Here is a 15,397-nt window from a genome sequence, read left to right on the forward strand (position 1 = left end):
GCTAACCGGACTCGCTGATCCTCTTGACGGCGTGACCCCCGAACTGGTTGCGAAGCGCCGCGACGGCCTTCATCGTCGGCGAATCCTCCTGACGCGAGGAGAATCTCGCGAACAGGGACGCGGCGATGCTCGGCACCGGCACCCGCAACCGGATCGCCTCCTCGACCGTCCACCGGCCCTCACCGGAATCCTCTGTGTAGCCCGAGATCTCGGCCAGCTGCGGATCCTCGGAGAGCGCCTTGGCGAGCAGCTGCTGCAACCATGAGCGCACCACGGTGCCGTTGGTCCACGCCTGGTACACCGCCTGCGGATCCTTGATCAGCTCCTGGGCGGCGAGCATCTCGTAGCCCTCGCCGTAGGCGGTCATCAGGGCGTACTCCACGCCGTTGTGCACCATCTTGGCGAAGTGACCCGCGCCCACCGGCCCGGCGTGCACGAATCCGTCCGCCCGCTCACCCGGCGGCCGCAGCGTGTCAAAGATCGGCATGGCCCGCTCGACGTCGGCGTCACTGCCGCCGACCATCAGGCCGTAGCCCTCCTTCAGGCCCCAGACACCACCCGAGACACCCGCGTCGATGAACGCGATTCCCTTCTCGTGCAGCAACTTCGCGTGCAGGCCGTCTTCGGTGTAGCGGGAGTTGCCGCCGTCGATCACCAGGTCGCCCTCGCTGAGCTCGTTCGCCAGGGTCGCGATCGTGTCGTGGGTGATGGGTCCCGACGGCACCATCACCCACACCACCCGGGGTGCCGCGAGGGCCTCGGCCAGCGCGCCGATGGTCGGCACGTCGGTCACCTCCGGGCGCGGGTCGAATCCGACGACCTCGTGGCCACCTTCACGCAGGCGCTCCCGCATGTTGAAGCCCATCTTGCCCAGCCCGATCAGACCCAGCTGCATGTGTGCCCTCTTCTCCGGCGTTAAGGGCCGGTCAGCCGGGAAGCCGTACCGGCATCAACAGATACACGTAATCGGTCTGGGCGGCCGGGTAGGGACCACTTGCGCCGACTGTTCCATCATCCTCGCCCGCGGGCCGCAACACAGCGGGACGGCTGGGTGTCGTGAAGCCGAATGCCACCCGCTCGGAGTGCAGCGAGCCCAGACCGTCGGTCAGGTAGGTCGGGTTGAACGCGATGGTCAACGGATCGCCGGCGAACGACACCGGGAGGTCTTCCTCGGCGCGGCCGACGTCGTCGGCACCGGCGGACAGCCGCAGACCGTCCTCGGAGAACTCCATCCGGATCTGCGCGCCGCGGTCGGCGACCAGGGCGACACGCTTGATCGCCTCAGTCAGTTCGGCGACGCCGATGGTGGCCACGGCGGTGTGCTCGCTGGGCAGCAGCTGGCGGAACTTCGGGAACTCCGCGTCGAGCAGGCGGGTGGTGCTGCGCTTGCCCTCGCTGCGGATGCCGAGCAGGCCCTCCTTGCCGACCGACGCGCCTGCGCCCAGCGACAGGTGCACGTCGGAGCCGTCGGTACCGGCCTTCGCCGCTTCGGCGAGCGTCTTGGCGGGCACCAGCACCGCGGCCTCGATGCCTGCGGTTCCGGTGGACCACGTCAACTCGCGGACCGCGAGCCGGAACCGGTCGGTCGCTGCCAAAACCACCGAATCGCCGGAGATTTCGACGCGGATTCCGGTCAGCATCGGCAGGGTGTCGTCCCGGCCGGCCGCCACCGCGACCTGACCGATCGCCTCGGCGAAGAGATCGGCGGGAACCACACCGGTCTCCTCGGGCAGGGTGGGCAGCGTCGGGTAGTCCTCGACGGCCATCGTCGGAAGCGAGAATCGGGAGCTGCCGCAGGTCAGCGAGACGCGGGTGCCCTCGACGCTGACGTCCACCGGCTTGGCCGGCAGCGCCCGGGTGATGTCGGACAGCAGCCTGCCGGACACCAGAACGCTTCCCGGAGAAGCGATCTCGGCCGCGACGCGGACCTCGGCGGAGACCTCGTAGTCGAATCCGGAGATCGTCAGCCCGTCGTCGCTGCCGGTGAGCAGCACGCCGGCGAGCACCGGAACGGTCGGGCGGGTCGGCAGATTGCGGGCCACCCAGGCCACCGCGTCGGCGAAGTCCTCACGAACCAGGCGGAATTTCAGATCCGTGAGACCAGCCGTCGATGTCGTCACGTCCAAAACGTCCCTTCGATGAACCACACAATCAGCGATAACCAGCGGTTTCTCGGTGTCTCAACCCGCGTGACCTGCATGCGATGCGATGACCGTAACGGCTGTCGATGAACCACCGTAGAGCTTTCCGCGCCAACTTGAAAGCTAATCGATCGGGGTGACAACCGAGCGTGTGCGGCGGTCCGGCCGGGGTGGTGACGGAGTTTCCCCAGGCGCTGTGTTCAGAGAAGAAACCTATGGAGAGAAATGAGTAACAGTAATAGGGGCTGTGGACGCTGGGGATGAAGCAGTGTCGCCGCTGGCAGTCATGCGTGTCGAATTGTGAGTCGGCTGTGGACGGGCCGGCTGCGGGCGGTCGGCAACTGTGGAGCACCCGGTCGGTGTGTGACAACATCGCCGGTTCGGCCGGTCGGCCACCATGTTGTTCACACCGTTGTGCACAGGCCGTGCCGGTGACGAGTGATGCCGATGTGACGGAAGTTTTTCGCGTGCGGCGGTGCAATTCGGGCGCCCCGGCGGCCCATGAACGCATGCGGATCGCCACCGGAGCATGCCGACGACACGAAGAAGTCACGCCAGAAGAGGCGGGGAGAGCGGAGAGACCGGAACTCAGCGCTTGGAGCGCTGACGGATCCTGGTGGTGAGTTCCTTGACGTGGTCGAACACCTCACGGCGCTCGGCCATCTCGCCGCGGATCTTCTTCTCGGCGTACATGACCGTGGTGTGGTCGCGGCCGAAGGCCTGACCGATCTTGGGCAGGGAGAGCTCGGTGAGCTCGCGGCACAGATACATGGCGATCTGCCGCGACTGGGCGAGTGCCCTGGTCTTGCCCGGCCCGCGCAGTTCCTCGATCGTCGTCTCGAAGTACTCGGCGGTGGCGGCCATGATCGCCGCGGTGCTGATCTGCATCGTGCTGGCGTCGGAGATGAGATCGCGCAACACGATCTCGGCGAGCGACTTGTCGATCTGGGTCTTGTTCAGCGAGGCGAATGCCGTGACGCGGATCAGCGCGCCCTCGAGTTCGCGGATGTTGCGCTCGACGCCGGCGGCGATCAGTTCCAGCACGTCGTCAGGCACGTCGAGGCGGTCCATCTGCGCCTTCTTGCGCAGGATCGCGATGCGGGTCTCCAGTTCGGGTGGCTGGACGTCGGTGATGAGTCCCCACTCGAAGCGGGTCCGCAACCGGTCCTCCAGTGTGGCCAGCTGCTTGGGCGGCCGGTCGGAGGAGATGACGATCTGCTTGTTCGCGTTGTGCAGCGTGTTGAAGGTGTGGAAGAACTCCTCCTGGATGCCTTCCTTGCCCTCGATGAACTGGATGTCGTCGACCAGCAGCACGTCGATGTCGCGGTAACTGCGCTTGAACGACGCCTTGCGGTCGTCGCGCAGCGAGTTGATGAAGTCGTTGGTGAACTCCTCGGTCGACACGTACTTCACGCGCATGCCGGGGAACAGCCGCTGGGCGTAGTTGCCGGCGGCGTGCAGCAGGTGTGTCTTGCCGAGGCCGGACTCGCCCCAGATGAACAACGGGTTGTAGGCCCGGGCCGGCGCTTCGGCGATCGCCAGGGACGCGGCGTGGGCGAACCGGTTGGACGCACCTATCACGAAGGTGTCGAAGGTGTAGCGACGGTTGAGGCTGACGGCATTGGCGTCGGCGGCCGAGGAGTCGGTCGATGGAGCGCGGAAGTACGTCGGCCAGTTCTCTTCGGCACTGGCGAGCGCCTCGCGGTCGTCGTCGACCTCGTCGGGCTCGGAGATCGCAGCCGGAGGTGGTGGTGGCGGGGGGTCGTCGGTGTCGTCGGTCGACGGGGTCGCGATGCGGACCCCCAGTTCCACCCGCTGACCGAGGTGCCGGCTGAGCGCGGAGATGATCGGCTCGCGGAGGTGGCGTTCGATCTCGTTCTGCACGAACGGCGTGGGAACCGACAGCAGGGCAAAGCCCTCGGTGATCACCAGCGGTTTGACCAGTTTCAGCCATGCCCTTTGCTGCGGGGTCAGGACGGGCACCGGCCCGGAGCCGTTGTGTTCACGGGTGTCGCCGTCGCCGTTCAGATCGGCCAGCACGTTGTTCCACACGGCGACGAAGGGCGGGTCGGGGTCAGCAGTCAATTGACGCCTACCCCCTCGTGGTCGGTCCAGGGACGACCAAAGGAACGAAGACCGTCTGTCCACATGGTTATCCACAGTCTGTGGATAGAGACAGTACGTCGTCGCTCTCTGTTGCCTACCGGCGGGAACGCCGCTGGCCGGGGCTCGTCACAGTGGTGGTGCATGCTGTGGGCTCTCGGTGCGGTGGGCGTCCTCGCTTCGTTGTCGCCGCCGCCCCGGTCTGGGAACGGCATTGCCAGAAGCTAACAGTTTTCTCTCGACGTGCCAACCGTTCTGCAACATTGTTTGGACGTCGCTGGACAGCTGGTTGAAGACGGTGAAGGTTGTGACTGTTGTGAACATTTCACCGCCGGCCCGGGGTCGCCCGAGCAGGTTTGACCCAGCGAAATCTCGTCAGTACCCTCGAACAGTCGCCCGCACGTGGCGACACGGCTGCGACCCGGGGTTTCGGAGACCGCGCCGGTTAGCAAGACGCATGAGCTTACCAACGGCGACCGCGTCCACCGACACAGTCCGCTGTGCGTGGCGCGTGGCCGCCACTCGTAACGAGGAGATACTGCCGTGGCCAAGGGCAAGCGGACCTTTCAGCCCAACAACCGCCGGCGCGCGCGCGTCCACGGCTTCCGGTTGCGGATGCGCACCCGTGCGGGCCGTGCGATCGTCTCGGGTCGTCGTCACAAGGGCCGTCGTTCGCTCACTGCGTGATCCGACGCAGGGTCTAGCGCGGTGCTTCCGGCCCGGTACCGGATGACGCGGTCGACGGAGTTCAGTACCACGGTCAGTAAAGGGGTGCGCTCGGCGCACCCCGATCTGGTGTTGCATGCCGCCCTCGACGCTGCCGACGACACCGGCCCGCGGATCGGCCTGGTCGTCTCCAAGTCCGTCGGCAATGCCGTGACGCGCCACCGGGTGTCCCGGCGGTTGCGGCACGCGTCCCGAACCCTTCTCGATGATCTCGACAGCCGCGAGCGGTTGGTGATCCGGGCGCTGCCGAACGCCGGCCGTGCGGTCTCGCCCGATCTGGAACGCCAACTGCGGGACGGCCTGGCTCGCGTGCGGCGCCGCCGGGGGACGGCCCGATGAGTGGCCTGCGGGGCGCGGGTGCGCTGGCGGCGCGTGCGGTCATCGGCGCCATTCAGCTCTACCGGCACACGGTCTCACCGCTGCGGTTGCCGACCTGCCGGTTCATGCCGACCTGCAGCCAGTACGCCGTCGACGCGCTGACCGAGTACGGCCTGGTGCGCGGCGGATGGCTGGCCGTCGTGCGGCTCGCCAAGTGTGGCCCCTGGCATAGGGGAGGATGGGATCCGATACCGGAGCGCGCGGGCGGCGCCTGCGCGCACTCCGCGGATGCGAGCGGTACCGAAGCGGCCGCCGACGACCAAGTCTGGAGCAAGGCGCGTGTTTAACTGGTTCAGCCTCGACATCATCTACTACCCGGTGTCGGCGATCATGTGGGTCTGGTACAAGGCCTTCTCCGCCATCCCGTTCCTGGGTCCGGACAACTTCTTCACGTGGACGCTCACGGTGATGTTCCTGGTGTTCACCCTGCGCGCGATCCTCTACAAGCCGTTCGTGCGCCAGATCCGCACCACCCGGCAGATGCAGGAACTACAGCCACAGATCAAGGCGCTGCAGAAGAAGTACGGCAAGGACCGCCAGCGCATGGCGCTCGAGATGCAGAAGCTACAGCGCGAGCACGGCTTCAACCCGATCCTGGGCTGCCTGCCGATGCTCGCGCAGGTGCCGGTGTTCCTCGGCCTCTACCACGTGTTGATGTCCTTCAACCGGACGCAGACCGGCATCGGCCGGCTCGGGCTGTCGGTGGAGGAGAACCGCAGCCTCGGGAACTACGTGTTCAGCGCGACCGACGTCGGGCACTTCCTGGACGCGAACCTGTTCGGCGCTCCGCTCGGCGCGACGATGATCCAGCAGCACGGCCTGCTGGCGTTCACCGAATTCAACCGCGTGTCGGTGATCCTCGTGGGCGTGCCGGTGATGATCCTGGCCGGCGTCGCAACGCACTTCAACAGCCGGGCGTCGGTGGCGCGGCAGAGCATCGAGGCGGCGGCCAACCCGCAGACGGCGATGATGAACAAGCTCGCCCTCTATGTCTTCCCGCTCGGCGTGGTGGTCGGTGGACCGTTCCTGCCGCTCGCGGTGATCATGTACTGGCTCGCGAACAACATCTGGACCTACGGCCAGCAGCACTACGTCTTCGGCAAGATCGAGAAGGAAGAAGAAGCCAAGAAGACCGAGGCGCTGGAGCGCCGCGCGGCCAACGCGCCGGCGCCGGGCGCTAAGCCGAATCGCGCGCGCAAGGCGGCGGCGGCTGCCGCGGGTAAGGACGTCGCCGGCGAACCCGAGGCGTCAGGCAGCGAGCCGACGAGCACCGCGTCGATCGACGGTGAGAACAACGGCAGCCCCACCAAGGCGGCCGGCGGAGAACAGGTCGCCAACCGCACGCCGCGGCCGGGCGCCCGTCCGAAGAAGCGAAAGCGTTGACCAGTCCGCGGGCTGGGGGAGAGGGAGAGACACAGATGACGGACGCTGATACGACCGAGCGCACCGAAGAAGTCGACAACGGACTCGAGCAGGGTGAGGCCGAGGACAGCGCCGGCCGCCCGGCCGGGGAGGACCTCGAGGAGCGACTGGTCGCCGAGGGCGAGATCGCGGGCGACTACCTCGAGGAGCTGCTGGACCTGCTGGACTTCGACGGCGACATCGACCTGGACGTCGAGGGTGACCGTGCGGTGGTGAGCATCGACGGCGGCACCGACCTGAACAAGCTCGTGGGCCGCAAGGGCGAGGCGCTCGACGCGCTACAGGAACTCACCCGGCTGGCCGTGCACCAGAAGACGGGCGAGCGGAGCCGGCTGATGCTCGACATCGCCGGATGGCGCCGCAATCGCCGCGACGAGCTGGCGGCCCTGGGCGACAAGGTGGCCCGCCGGGTGCTCGAGACCGGGGAGCGTGAGGAGCTGGCGCCGATGACCCCGTTCGAGCGCAAGATCGTGCACGACGCGGTGGCCGCGGTTCAGGGTGTGCACAGCGAGAGCGAGGGCGTGGAGCCGTCCCGCCGTGTTGTCGTCCTCGCTGACTGATCATTCGAGTTACACCGGTGTAGTTCCCGCGAGCGACTCGGCGGAGGGATGTTTCACGTGAAACATGCCGATGCCGGGCGCCCACCGGAGGCGGCCGCAGCGTTGTTCGGCGACCGGCTGTCCATCGCCCAGCGCTACACCGAGATCCTCGCCGGAGCCGGTGTCGAGCGTGGCCTCATCGGCCCGCGCGAGATCGAGCGGTTGTGGGACCGGCACGTGCTCAACAGCGCGGCCATCGCCGAATTGTTCGCACCCCAGGAGCGGCTGGCAGATATCGGCAGCGGCGCCGGCCTGCCGGGGATACCGTTGGCACTGGCGCGTCCGGATCTCGAGGTGACCCTCGTCGAGCCGCTGCTTCGGCGCAGTGAATTCCTCACCGAGGTGGTCGCCGAGTTGGGGCTCGCAGTGGACGTCGTGCGGGGACGAGCCGAGGACAAGGGAGTGCGCGAACAGGTGGGGGAGATGGACGTCGTCACGTCGCGCGCGGTCGCCTCCCTGGACAAGCTCGCCCGGTGGAGCGTTCCGCTGCTTCGGGACGGCGGCCGGATGATCGCTCTGAAGGGCGAGCGCGCCGAGACCGAGATCGAAGAACACCGGCGTGTGCTGGCGTCGGTTGGCGCCGTCGATGTGAGGGTGTTGAAATGTGGCGCGGACTATCTAGATCCACCCGCGACCGTGGTCGTGGCGCGGCGCGAGATGAAGAAGCCGAGATCGGGTCGGTCGGAACGAACGAGCAGGAGAACTCGATGAGGCCGGGGCCAGACAGCGAACGGACCGCGCCACCCGGTGCGAGCGCTCCGCTACCACCGACCGGACCTGCCGGGCCGCGGGCAGGCGGCCCAGCGCAGCCGCCGCGGGATGTTTCACGTGAAACATGGCAACGCGGCGGGAGCGGCGGCGCCTGGACCGACGACGCCGGCATCGACACCCCGATCGGGGCCGAGGCAGAGCGCGCGGTGCGCCTGCTGCACACAGCGAAGGGTCAGCTGCGGCGGCCGGCCCGTCAGCGGGTGTTCACCATCGCCAACCAGAAGGGCGGCGTCGGCAAGACCACCACAGCGGTGAACGTCGCGGCGGCGCTCTCGCTGCAGGGCCTCAAGACGCTGGTGATCGATCTCGATCCGCAGGGCAACGCCAGCACCGCACTCGGCATCGAACACCGCCCCGGCACGCCGTCGTCGTACGAGGTGCTCATCGGGGAGATCCCGGTCGCGGAGGCGCTGCAGCGCAGCCCGCACAACGAACGGCTCTTCTGCATCCCCGCCACCATCGACCTTGCGGGCGCCGAGATCGAACTCGTCAGCATGGTCGCCCGCGAAGGCAGGCTGCGCACGGCGCTCGCCGAGCTCAAGCAGTTCGACTTCGACTACGTGTTCATCGACTGCCCGCCCTCTCTGGGACTCCTCACCATCAACGCGCTCGTGGCGGCGCCGGAGGTGCTGATCCCGATCCAGTGCGAGTACTACGCGCTGGAGGGTGTGGGCCAGCTGCTCCGCAACATCGAGATGGTCAAGTCGCACCTCAATCCCGAACTCGATGTGACCACCGTGATCCTCACGATGTACGACGGCCGCACCAAGCTGGCCGATCAGGTCGCCGCGGACGTCCGCGCGCACTTCGGCGGCAAGGTGTTGCGGACGGTGATCCCGCGCAGCGTCAAGGTGTCCGAGGCGCCCGGTTACGGGATGACGATCCTCGATTACGACCCGGGCTCACGTGGTGCCCTGAGCTATCTCGACGCGAGCCGTGAACTCGCCGAACGGGGTGCGCCAGGCGAGGCACCGCCGCGATGAGCACGCACGCCGCATGACATCCGTGACGAGAGGACGACGATGACTCAACCCACCCGTAAGCGCAGCGGCCTCGGACGTGGTCTGGCATCCCTCATCCCGACCGGTCCCGCCGATGAGGGCGGCCCCGGCGCCATGGGTCCACGGATGGGCGACGCCGCCGCCGACGTCGTGATCGGCGGACCGTCCGTGGCCGAGCACAACGAGGTCGGTGCGACGTACCGGGAGATCGATCCGGCGGCCATCGAGCCCAATCCGCGCCAGCCGCGGCAGGTGTTCGACGAGGAGGCGCTCGCCGAGCTCGTGCACTCGATCCGTGAGTTCGGTCTGATGCAGCCGATCGTCGTGCGCGCCGTCAGCGCCGGTACGGAGACACCGCGCTACCAGTTGGTGATGGGGGAGCGGCGGTGGCGCGCTGCCCAGCAGGCCGGACTGGCCGCCATCCCGGCGATCGTCCGCGAGACCGCCGACGACAGCATGCTGCGCGATGCGCTGCTGGAGAACATTCATCGAGCGCAGTTGAACCCGCTGGAAGAGGCGGCCGCCTATCAGCAGTTGCTCGAAGAGTTCGACGTCACCCACGATGAACTCGCGACGCGGATCGGTCGCTCCCGCCCACTGATCACCAACATGATCCGGCTGCTGCGCCTGCCGATCGCCGTCCAGCGCCGCGTCGCCGCCGGAGTGCTGTCCGCCGGCCATGCCCGCGCCCTGCTCTCGCTCGAGGGTGGCCCGGATCGGCAGGAGGAGCTGGCCGCACGCATCGTGGCCGAGGGCCTGTCGGTGCGCGCCACCGAGGAAGCGGTCACGCTGGCCAACCGGGGGGACGGCTCAGCGCCGTCGGCCCCGCGGCGCAAGCCGATTCAGATGCCCGGCCTGCAGGACGTTGCTGAGAAGCTGTCGTCGGCCTTCGACACCCGCGTCACCGTGAGCCTCGGCAAACGCAAGGGCAAGATCGTGGTCGAGTTCGGGTCGGTCGAGGACCTGCAGCGAATTGTGGACTTGATGAACTCGTCGCAACGATGACCGTCCACACACGGTAATTACGTCACTGTGACACTGATGCCACGCCGTACTCATGGGTCGCGCAATCTCATTGCGCAACAACCTGTTTCGTCAGCGGACGCGATTTCGTCGTGGGAAGCGGCAGAAACCGGGCCCGGCTCGGCGGGCTCTCCTATCCTGGAGGCGCACACGCGAATGCCAGCCCACCGACGAATCCGGGGAATCTAGTGCCGGCCCGAATCACGCCTCTTCGGCTCGAGGCCTTCGAACAGCTGCCGAAGCATGCGCGCCGCTGCGTGTTCTGGGAGGTGGATCCCTCCACCCTCGGCACCGACGACCACCTCAGTGATCCCGAGTTCGAGAAGGAAGCCTGGCTGTCGATGGTCATGCTGGAGTGGGGATCGTGCGGCCAGGTCGCGGTCCACGCGCCGCCCGGGTTCGAGGATGCGGCTCCCACCGAGGACACCGGATCCTGCCTCGGGTACGCGTTCTATGCCCCGCCCCGCGCCGTGCCGCGGGCCGGGCTCTTCCCGACCGGGCCGGTCAGCGCCGACGCGATCCTGCTGACGACGGTCGGCGTCGAGGCCGGCGACGGCTGCGACGGATTGTCGCGCAGCCTGCTGACATCGGTGGTCAGCGATCTGGTCCGACGCGGTGTCCGCGCGCTCGAAGCATTCGGCAGAACCGCCGAGGCCGCCGAACTCATCGACCCGCGGCTGGTGCCAGGAGATCTGGTTCCGGTCGTCGAGACACTCGGCGACTGCACGGTCGACCAGTGCATCGTCGCCGCCGACTTCCTCGAAGACGTCGGGTTCACCGTCGTCTCCCCGCACCGCTACTTCCCCCGGCTGCGTCTCGAGCTGGAGCAGGGACTGGGCTGGAAGGCCGGCGTCGAGGCGGCGCTGGAGCGGCTACTGGAGCACGCGCAGCTGCAGCAACCCGTTGGCGCAGGCGCGGGCCGGGTCGGGTTGACGACATCGGCCGAATCGGTTGGGGATCAATCCCGGTCGTAGTGGCACACCGCTTCCAGCATCACCCCGAACGGGTCGAGCCAGAAGGTCGCGAAGTACGGCGGCTGGTACTGCGGGAACGACTGGGGCTCGTGCACCACGTCGGCACCGATGCGCTGGACGAGCCGATGGACGGCATGCACGGCCGAGCGCGTCTTCACCATGAACGCGAGATGCTGCAGGCCGGCGCGGTGGCGGGAGTAGGGGCCTGCCTCGGCGGCAGGATAGAAGAACAGGTAGGTACCGGGCTTGCCGCTCGCCGGCCGGAAGGCGAACTGGTCGTCGGCGGCCAGGAACGGCTCGAAGCCGACCAGCGGCATCAACGCGTCGTAGTACTTCTTGGCGGCGACGAGATCGGGGACGTTGATCCCGATGTGCCCCAGCATGTCTCGGCCCGGCACCGCCCCGTCAGGACGGCAGCCGGCCCGCCTGCTCCACCGACAGTTCGTGCGCCAGCAGCTCGGCGAACGTGAAAGTCCCTGTGGGACGGTCGTTCTTGCCCAGCAGGTAGAGCCGCTTCACCGCCGCGAGGATGCCCTCGGCGACCGAGTCGCGGGTCTGCGTCGACACCAGCAGCGAGCGGTCCCGCGGGTTGGTGATGTACCCGACGTCGACCTGCACCGTGGGCATCCGGGTGAGGCGCAGCAGATCCCACGTCCGGCCATGGGTGCGGCAGTCGCGTAACCCGGCGCGGGCCACCACTTCCCGCTGGATGAAGTCGGCGAGGTTGCGCCCGATCGTGGACACCGACCCGTGTGAGTTGCCGAAGTGGAACGACGCGACGCCGTTGGCCGAGGGACTCGACTGGGTGGCGCACCGCAGGCTGATCATCAGGTCGGCGCCAACGGTGTTGGCGGTCTCGGCCCGCTCGGCGTCGGACGGCGAGCGGTTGTTGGCCCGCGACAGGAACGTCTCCATCCCGATCGCGGTCATCCGGCCCTCGAGCCGGCTCGCCAGGTCCCACAGGATGTCGGCCTCGCTGATCGGGCCTTCGGGACCGTTCATGATCAGCCCGTGATCGGAGCCGCCGCGGCCCGGATCGATGATCACCCGCTTGCCCGACAGGCGGGGGCCCGAGCGCCGCACCAGCTCCTCCTCGCGGATCGCGTGCGGCGACCCGCCGGTGACCCGAGAGCCGAGGAAGTACAACGACCGCAACGTCTCCGGGCCGCAGATGCCGTCCGGGTACAGGCCGTACTCCCGCTGGTAGGACATCAACCCGTTGTGGGTCTGCAGGCCGAAGTGCCCGTCGACCAGGCCGGTGTAGAAACCGAGGTCCTGCAGCCGGGCCTGCAGCGTGGCGACGTCGTCGCCGTACATCGGGGCGCCGAACTGGTGGGCCAGCGTGCGCGCGCCCAGTCGGTAGGAGGCCTCTTTGAGCGCCCGGTAGGTGGCCTCGCCGACGATGCCGTCGACGAGCAGCCCGCGGTGCTGCTGGAAGGCCCGAACGGCATGGTCGAGCTCGCCGTCGAACACGTCGAGAGCGACGTGCTTTCCGGTGCTCAAGTCGTCATCCGGGCTGTCGATCAGGCCCAGAGCGGACAGTGCCGCGCGGACCTCGGTGACCGCACCCCCGCGGTCACCGCGACGAAGAATCGACATATGGCCCTCCAGGCTGGCCTTTCGATCCGGCTGACAGAAAAATGACAGCGCCGACTATTTCAGAAACCGCTAGTCAGCATTGTCGCAGACCTTCGCCGGAATACGGAAAACTGCAGGCGGGTCGCGGTTGCCGCGTGGCGGATGTCAGACCAGGTCGGCCAGTTCGCGCAGCAGCGCGGCCTTGCCTTTCGCCCCGACGATCCGCTTCACCGCTTCCCCGTCCTTGAACAGGATCATGGTCGGGATCGACACCACCTGGAAGTCGCGGGCGGTGTTCGGGTTGGCGTCGACGTCGAGCTTGGCCACGGTCAGTGCACCGGCCTTCTCGCCGGCGATCTCCTCGAGCACCGGGGCGACCATCTTGCAGGGGCCGCACCAGGTGGCCCAGAAGTCCACCAGTACCGGTGTGCTGCTGGACAATACGTCGTCAGCGAACGAGTCGTCGGTGACGGCGACCGTCGCGGAGGTCTCGGGCATCGTATTTCTCCTTCTTCAGAGTTCAGGCTGTTGGTCGAGGCGTCAGATCGGCGCGGAGATCTCTTGATCGACCGGGGCGACGCCGATCTCTGCCAGCCAGCGTTCCGCGTCGATGGACGCGGCGCAGCCGCTGCCCGCCGCGGTGATCGCCTGCCGGTAGACCCGGTCGACCAGGTCGCCCGCGGCGAACACGCCTTCGATCGACGTGCTGGTGGTGCGGCCTTCGACCTGCACGTAGCCGTCGGAGTCGAGTTCCACCTGACCGCGCACGAGGTCCGAGCGCGGGGTGTGCCCGATGGCGACGAACACGCCGGTGACGGCGAGCTTGGACTCCTCGCCGGTGATGGCGTCGCGCAGCCGGATACCGGTCACCTTCGGGTCGCCCTCGATCTGGGTCACCTGGGTGTTGGTGAGGAACGTGATCTTCTCGTTGGCGCGGGCCCGGTCGAGCATGATGCGCGAGGAGCGGAACTCCTCGCGCCGGTGGATCACGGTGACGCTGCGCGCGAATCGGGTGAGGAAGGTGGCCTCCTCCATCGCGGAGTCGCCGCCGCCGATCACCGCGATGTCCTGGTCGCGGAAGAAGAACCCGTCACAGGTCGCGCAGGTGCTGACACCCATGCCGAGCAGCGTGTCCTCGCCGGGCACGCCGAGGTGGCGAGCCGCGGCGCCCATCGCCAGGATCACCGCGCGCGCCCGGTGGGTCTCGTCGCCGACGGTCACCGTCTTGACCGGACCCTCCAGCGACACCGCGTCGACGTCTTCCATCCGCAGGTCGGCGCCGAAGCGCAGGGCCTGCTCGCGCATCTCGTCCATCAGCTCCGGTCCGGTGATGCCGTTGCGGAAGCCGGGGAAGTTCTCCACCTCGGTGGTGGTCATCAGCGCGCCGCCGAACTGGGTGCCCTCGAAGACCAGGGGTTCGAGCTGGGCGCGGGCGGCGTAGACCGCCGCGGTGTAACCCGCCGGGCCAGAACCGATGATGATCAGGTCGTGGACCTTCGATGAGGTGGTCATGTGCGCCTTTCTGCCGTATCGCGCCGGCACGGGTACAAACACCAGCCTAGGTCCGGGTGTTCCCCGATCGGCTGTGGGTCAGACTACGGCCGGCGCAAGTGTGGGGCGGTCAACACCCGGGGCGGGGGCGGGTCGCCGCCGCCCGCAGTGCTGCGGTGACCCCCGCCGTCACCGCGGCGGGCACCCCGGACGCCGATGCGTCGTCACCGCCGAGATGCGCGAGGTCCCGCCGGACCCGGTCCAGGCCGGCCAGTGTCGCGGCCGCCGCCGGGTCGGTGCGCAGCCGACGCCACAGCCGCGCGGCCGTCTCGTCGTCGAGGGCACCGGCCTGCAGATCGGCCAGGAGTTCAGGCGTGATCGGGACGTCGGCCGGCGCGTCGTCCGTGCGCCCCTCGTCCGGCATCGCCGCCCCTGTCGTTCCGTCGCCGCACCACTGGCCTGTCCGCCACCCAGTCTCCATCATGGGTGCCGGCGATGCGGCGACCCGCCCGCGGTTCGCGGCGCGATTCGGCGGCCGCGTCGAAGTAGTGCAGCGCTTCGGCGAGCTTGGCGCGGGCCCGGCTGCACCGGCTCTTCACCGTGCCCTCGGGCACGCCCAGCATCCGCGCCGTCTCGGCCACCGAGTAGCCCTGCATGTCGACGGCGACGATCGCAGCCCGCTGCTCCACCGGCAGCGTCAGCAACGCCCGTTCCACCACGATCGCCGTGTCGACGCGCGCGGTGGAGTCACTCGCGGGTACGGCGTCGTCGAGCAGGGCGGTGGTGGGGTGATTCTTGTTGCGCCGCAACCGGTCCAGGCACGCGTTGACGACGATGCGGTAGAGCCAGCTGCTCACCGCGGAGTCGTACCGGAAGGCGTTGGCACTGCGGTGCGCCTTGAGCATGGCGTCCTGCAGCGCGTCCGCGGCGTCCTCGGGGTTGCGGCTGGTGACCAGCGCCAGCCGGTAGAGCTGCCGCTCGTGGCGCAGGAACAACACCTCGAACGCGTACCGGTCACCCGCGACGTGCGCGGCGAGCAGCTCCGCGTCCGACTGGCAGTCCGTGACCGCCGGTGGTTCAGAGATTCCCCCGAAACTCTCCACAGCCGAACACTAAACGGCGCAGGAGGACGGTCGTGACACCAGTTTGCGCCGGTGGCTCCCACCGCGTGTTCGGCGGCGCGGGAGCTG

At 68.2% G+C, this 15,397-nt stretch carries 17 protein-coding genes and 1 pseudogene; 9 read left to right on the forward strand and 9 right to left on the reverse strand.

Going from position 1 to position 15,397, the window contains the following annotated elements; all coding sequences use genetic code 11:
• Position 1: 1 nt before the first annotated feature.
• The 3 genes from gnd to dnaA form a co-directional block, all read right to left on the reverse strand.
• The gene (gene gnd, locus AB0K11_RS15560) at positions 2-895 is read right to left on the reverse strand and encodes a phosphogluconate dehydrogenase (NAD(+)-dependent, decarboxylating) (protein ID WP_364977935.1); all 894 of its coding nucleotides are present in this window, start codon (positions 893-895) and stop codon (positions 2-4) included.
• 31 nt (positions 896-926) lie between these two features.
• Positions 927-2,126 (reverse strand): DNA polymerase III subunit beta, encoded by a 1,200-nt coding sequence (dnaN, locus tag AB0K11_RS15565; RefSeq protein ID WP_364977938.1) that lies wholly within the window; start codon positions 2,124-2,126, stop codon positions 927-929.
• Positions 2,127-2,729: 603 nt separating this feature from the next.
• Complete coding sequence (gene dnaA / locus AB0K11_RS15570) at positions 2,730-4,226, reverse strand: chromosomal replication initiator protein DnaA (RefSeq protein WP_364977941.1); 1,497 nt, start codon at positions 4,224-4,226, stop codon at positions 2,730-2,732.
• 561 nt (positions 4,227-4,787) lie between these two features.
• Between dnaA and rpmH the strand changes: the two genes are divergently transcribed.
• The 9 genes from rpmH (at position 4,788) to AB0K11_RS15615 (ending at position 11,138) form a co-directional block, all read left to right on the forward strand.
• Complete coding sequence (rpmH, locus tag AB0K11_RS15575; protein WP_364977944.1) at positions 4,788-4,931, forward strand: 50S ribosomal protein L34; 144 nt, start codon at positions 4,788-4,790, stop codon at positions 4,929-4,931.
• Positions 4,932-4,952: 21 nt separating this feature from the next.
• Complete coding sequence (gene rnpA / locus AB0K11_RS15580; RefSeq protein ID WP_364977947.1) at positions 4,953-5,309, forward strand: ribonuclease P protein component; 357 nt, start codon at positions 4,953-4,955, stop codon at positions 5,307-5,309.
• Positions 5,306-5,635: a membrane protein insertion efficiency factor YidD gene (yidD, locus tag AB0K11_RS15585; RefSeq protein WP_364977950.1), complete on the forward strand. Its 330-nt coding sequence runs from the start codon at positions 5,306-5,308 to the stop codon at positions 5,633-5,635. The genes rnpA and yidD overlap by 4 nt, the downstream gene beginning before the upstream one ends.
• Positions 5,628-6,731 carry a membrane protein insertase YidC gene (yidC, locus tag AB0K11_RS15590; protein WP_364977953.1) on the forward strand — a complete coding sequence of 368 codons (1,104 nt, stop codon included), beginning with the start codon at positions 5,628-5,630 and terminating at the stop codon, positions 6,729-6,731. Before yidD ends, yidC begins: the two co-directional genes overlap by 8 nt.
• A 35-nt stretch (positions 6,732-6,766) precedes the next feature.
• Complete coding sequence (locus AB0K11_RS15595) at positions 6,767-7,330, forward strand: R3H domain-containing nucleic acid-binding protein (RefSeq protein ID WP_364977956.1); 564 nt, start codon at positions 6,767-6,769, stop codon at positions 7,328-7,330.
• Between the two features lie 48 nt (positions 7,331-7,378).
• Positions 7,379-8,080 carry a 16S rRNA (guanine(527)-N(7))-methyltransferase RsmG gene (gene rsmG / locus AB0K11_RS15600; RefSeq protein WP_364977959.1) on the forward strand — a complete coding sequence of 234 codons (702 nt, stop codon included), beginning with the start codon at positions 7,379-7,381 and terminating at the stop codon, positions 8,078-8,080.
• A complete protein-coding gene (locus AB0K11_RS15605; RefSeq protein ID WP_364977962.1) occupies positions 7,972-9,123 on the forward strand; it encodes a ParA family protein in 1,152 nt (383 codons plus the stop codon). The genes rsmG and AB0K11_RS15605 overlap by 109 nt, the downstream gene beginning before the upstream one ends.
• 39 nt (positions 9,124-9,162) lie before the next feature.
• Positions 9,163-10,146, forward strand: coding sequence for a ParB/RepB/Spo0J family partition protein (locus AB0K11_RS15610; RefSeq protein WP_364977966.1), 984 nt, complete (start codon positions 9,163-9,165; stop codon positions 10,144-10,146).
• A gap of 206 nt (positions 10,147-10,352) precedes the next feature.
• A complete protein-coding gene (locus tag AB0K11_RS15615; RefSeq protein ID WP_364977969.1) occupies positions 10,353-11,138 on the forward strand; it encodes an acetyltransferase in 786 nt (261 codons plus the stop codon).
• On the opposite strand, the gene AB0K11_RS15620 is transcribed toward AB0K11_RS15615, so the two are convergent.
• From AB0K11_RS15620 to sigM, 6 genes and pseudogenes are all read right to left on the reverse strand, one after another.
• Positions 11,123-11,521, reverse strand: coding sequence for a VOC family protein (locus AB0K11_RS15620; RefSeq protein ID WP_364977972.1), 399 nt, complete (start codon positions 11,519-11,521; stop codon positions 11,123-11,125). The genes AB0K11_RS15615 and AB0K11_RS15620 overlap by 16 nt on opposite strands.
• 22 nt (positions 11,522-11,543) lie before the next feature.
• Positions 11,544-12,737 carry an N-acetylmuramoyl-L-alanine amidase gene (locus AB0K11_RS15625; protein WP_364977975.1) on the reverse strand — a complete coding sequence of 398 codons (1,194 nt, stop codon included), beginning with the start codon at positions 12,735-12,737 and terminating at the stop codon, positions 11,544-11,546.
• Between the two features lie 144 nt (positions 12,738-12,881).
• Positions 12,882-13,214, reverse strand: coding sequence for a thioredoxin (trxA, locus tag AB0K11_RS15630; RefSeq protein WP_264014449.1), 333 nt, complete (start codon positions 13,212-13,214; stop codon positions 12,882-12,884).
• Positions 13,215-13,256: 42 nt separating this feature from the next.
• Entirely contained in the window at positions 13,257-14,228 is a 972-nt protein-coding gene (gene trxB / locus AB0K11_RS15635) for a thioredoxin-disulfide reductase (RefSeq protein ID WP_364977979.1), read from the reverse strand.
• A gap of 121 nt (positions 14,229-14,349) precedes the next feature.
• A pseudogene (locus AB0K11_RS15640) lies at positions 14,350-14,631 on the reverse strand (hypothetical protein); the annotation flags it as partial.
• Positions 14,576-15,292: an RNA polymerase sigma factor SigM gene (gene sigM / locus AB0K11_RS15645; protein ID WP_364978513.1), complete on the reverse strand. Its 717-nt coding sequence runs from the start codon at positions 15,290-15,292 to the stop codon at positions 14,576-14,578. The gene sigM and the pseudogene AB0K11_RS15640, both read right to left, overlap by 56 nt.
• Positions 15,293-15,397 lie beyond the last annotated feature (105 nt).

Origin of the sequence: Mycobacterium sp. NPDC050551 (assembly GCF_040674075.1) — a bacterium.
Lineage (GTDB): Bacteria > Actinomycetota > Actinomycetes > Mycobacteriales > Mycobacteriaceae > Mycobacterium.

Excerpts from the sequence above, each read along its gene's own strand:
- AB0K11_RS15595 (WP_364977956.1), top strand. The coding sequence starts at position 6,767 with ATGACGGACGCTGATACGACCGAGCGCACCGAAGAAGTCGACAACGGA.
- AB0K11_RS15625 (WP_364977975.1), bottom strand. The coding sequence starts at position 12,737 with ATGTCGATTCTTCGTCGCGGTGACCGCGGGGGTGCGGTCACCGAGGTC.
- AB0K11_RS15620 (WP_364977972.1), bottom strand. The coding sequence starts at position 11,521 with ATGCTGGGGCACATCGGGATCAACGTCCCCGATCTCGTCGCCGCCAAG.
- trxA (WP_264014449.1), bottom strand. The coding sequence starts at position 13,214 with ATGCCCGAGACCTCCGCGACGGTCGCCGTCACCGACGACTCGTTCGCT.
- trxB (WP_364977979.1), bottom strand. The coding sequence starts at position 14,228 with ATGACCACCTCATCGAAGGTCCACGACCTGATCATCATCGGTTCTGGC.
- rsmG (WP_364977959.1), top strand. The coding sequence starts at position 7,379 with ATGTTTCACGTGAAACATGCCGATGCCGGGCGCCCACCGGAGGCGGCC.
- AB0K11_RS15605 (WP_364977962.1), top strand. The coding sequence starts at position 7,972 with ATGTGGCGCGGACTATCTAGATCCACCCGCGACCGTGGTCGTGGCGCG.
- AB0K11_RS15610 (WP_364977966.1), top strand. The coding sequence starts at position 9,163 with ATGACTCAACCCACCCGTAAGCGCAGCGGCCTCGGACGTGGTCTGGCA.
- yidD (WP_364977950.1), top strand. The coding sequence starts at position 5,306 with ATGAGTGGCCTGCGGGGCGCGGGTGCGCTGGCGGCGCGTGCGGTCATC.
- gnd (WP_364977935.1), bottom strand. The coding sequence starts at position 895 with ATGCAGCTGGGTCTGATCGGGCTGGGCAAGATGGGCTTCAACATGCGG.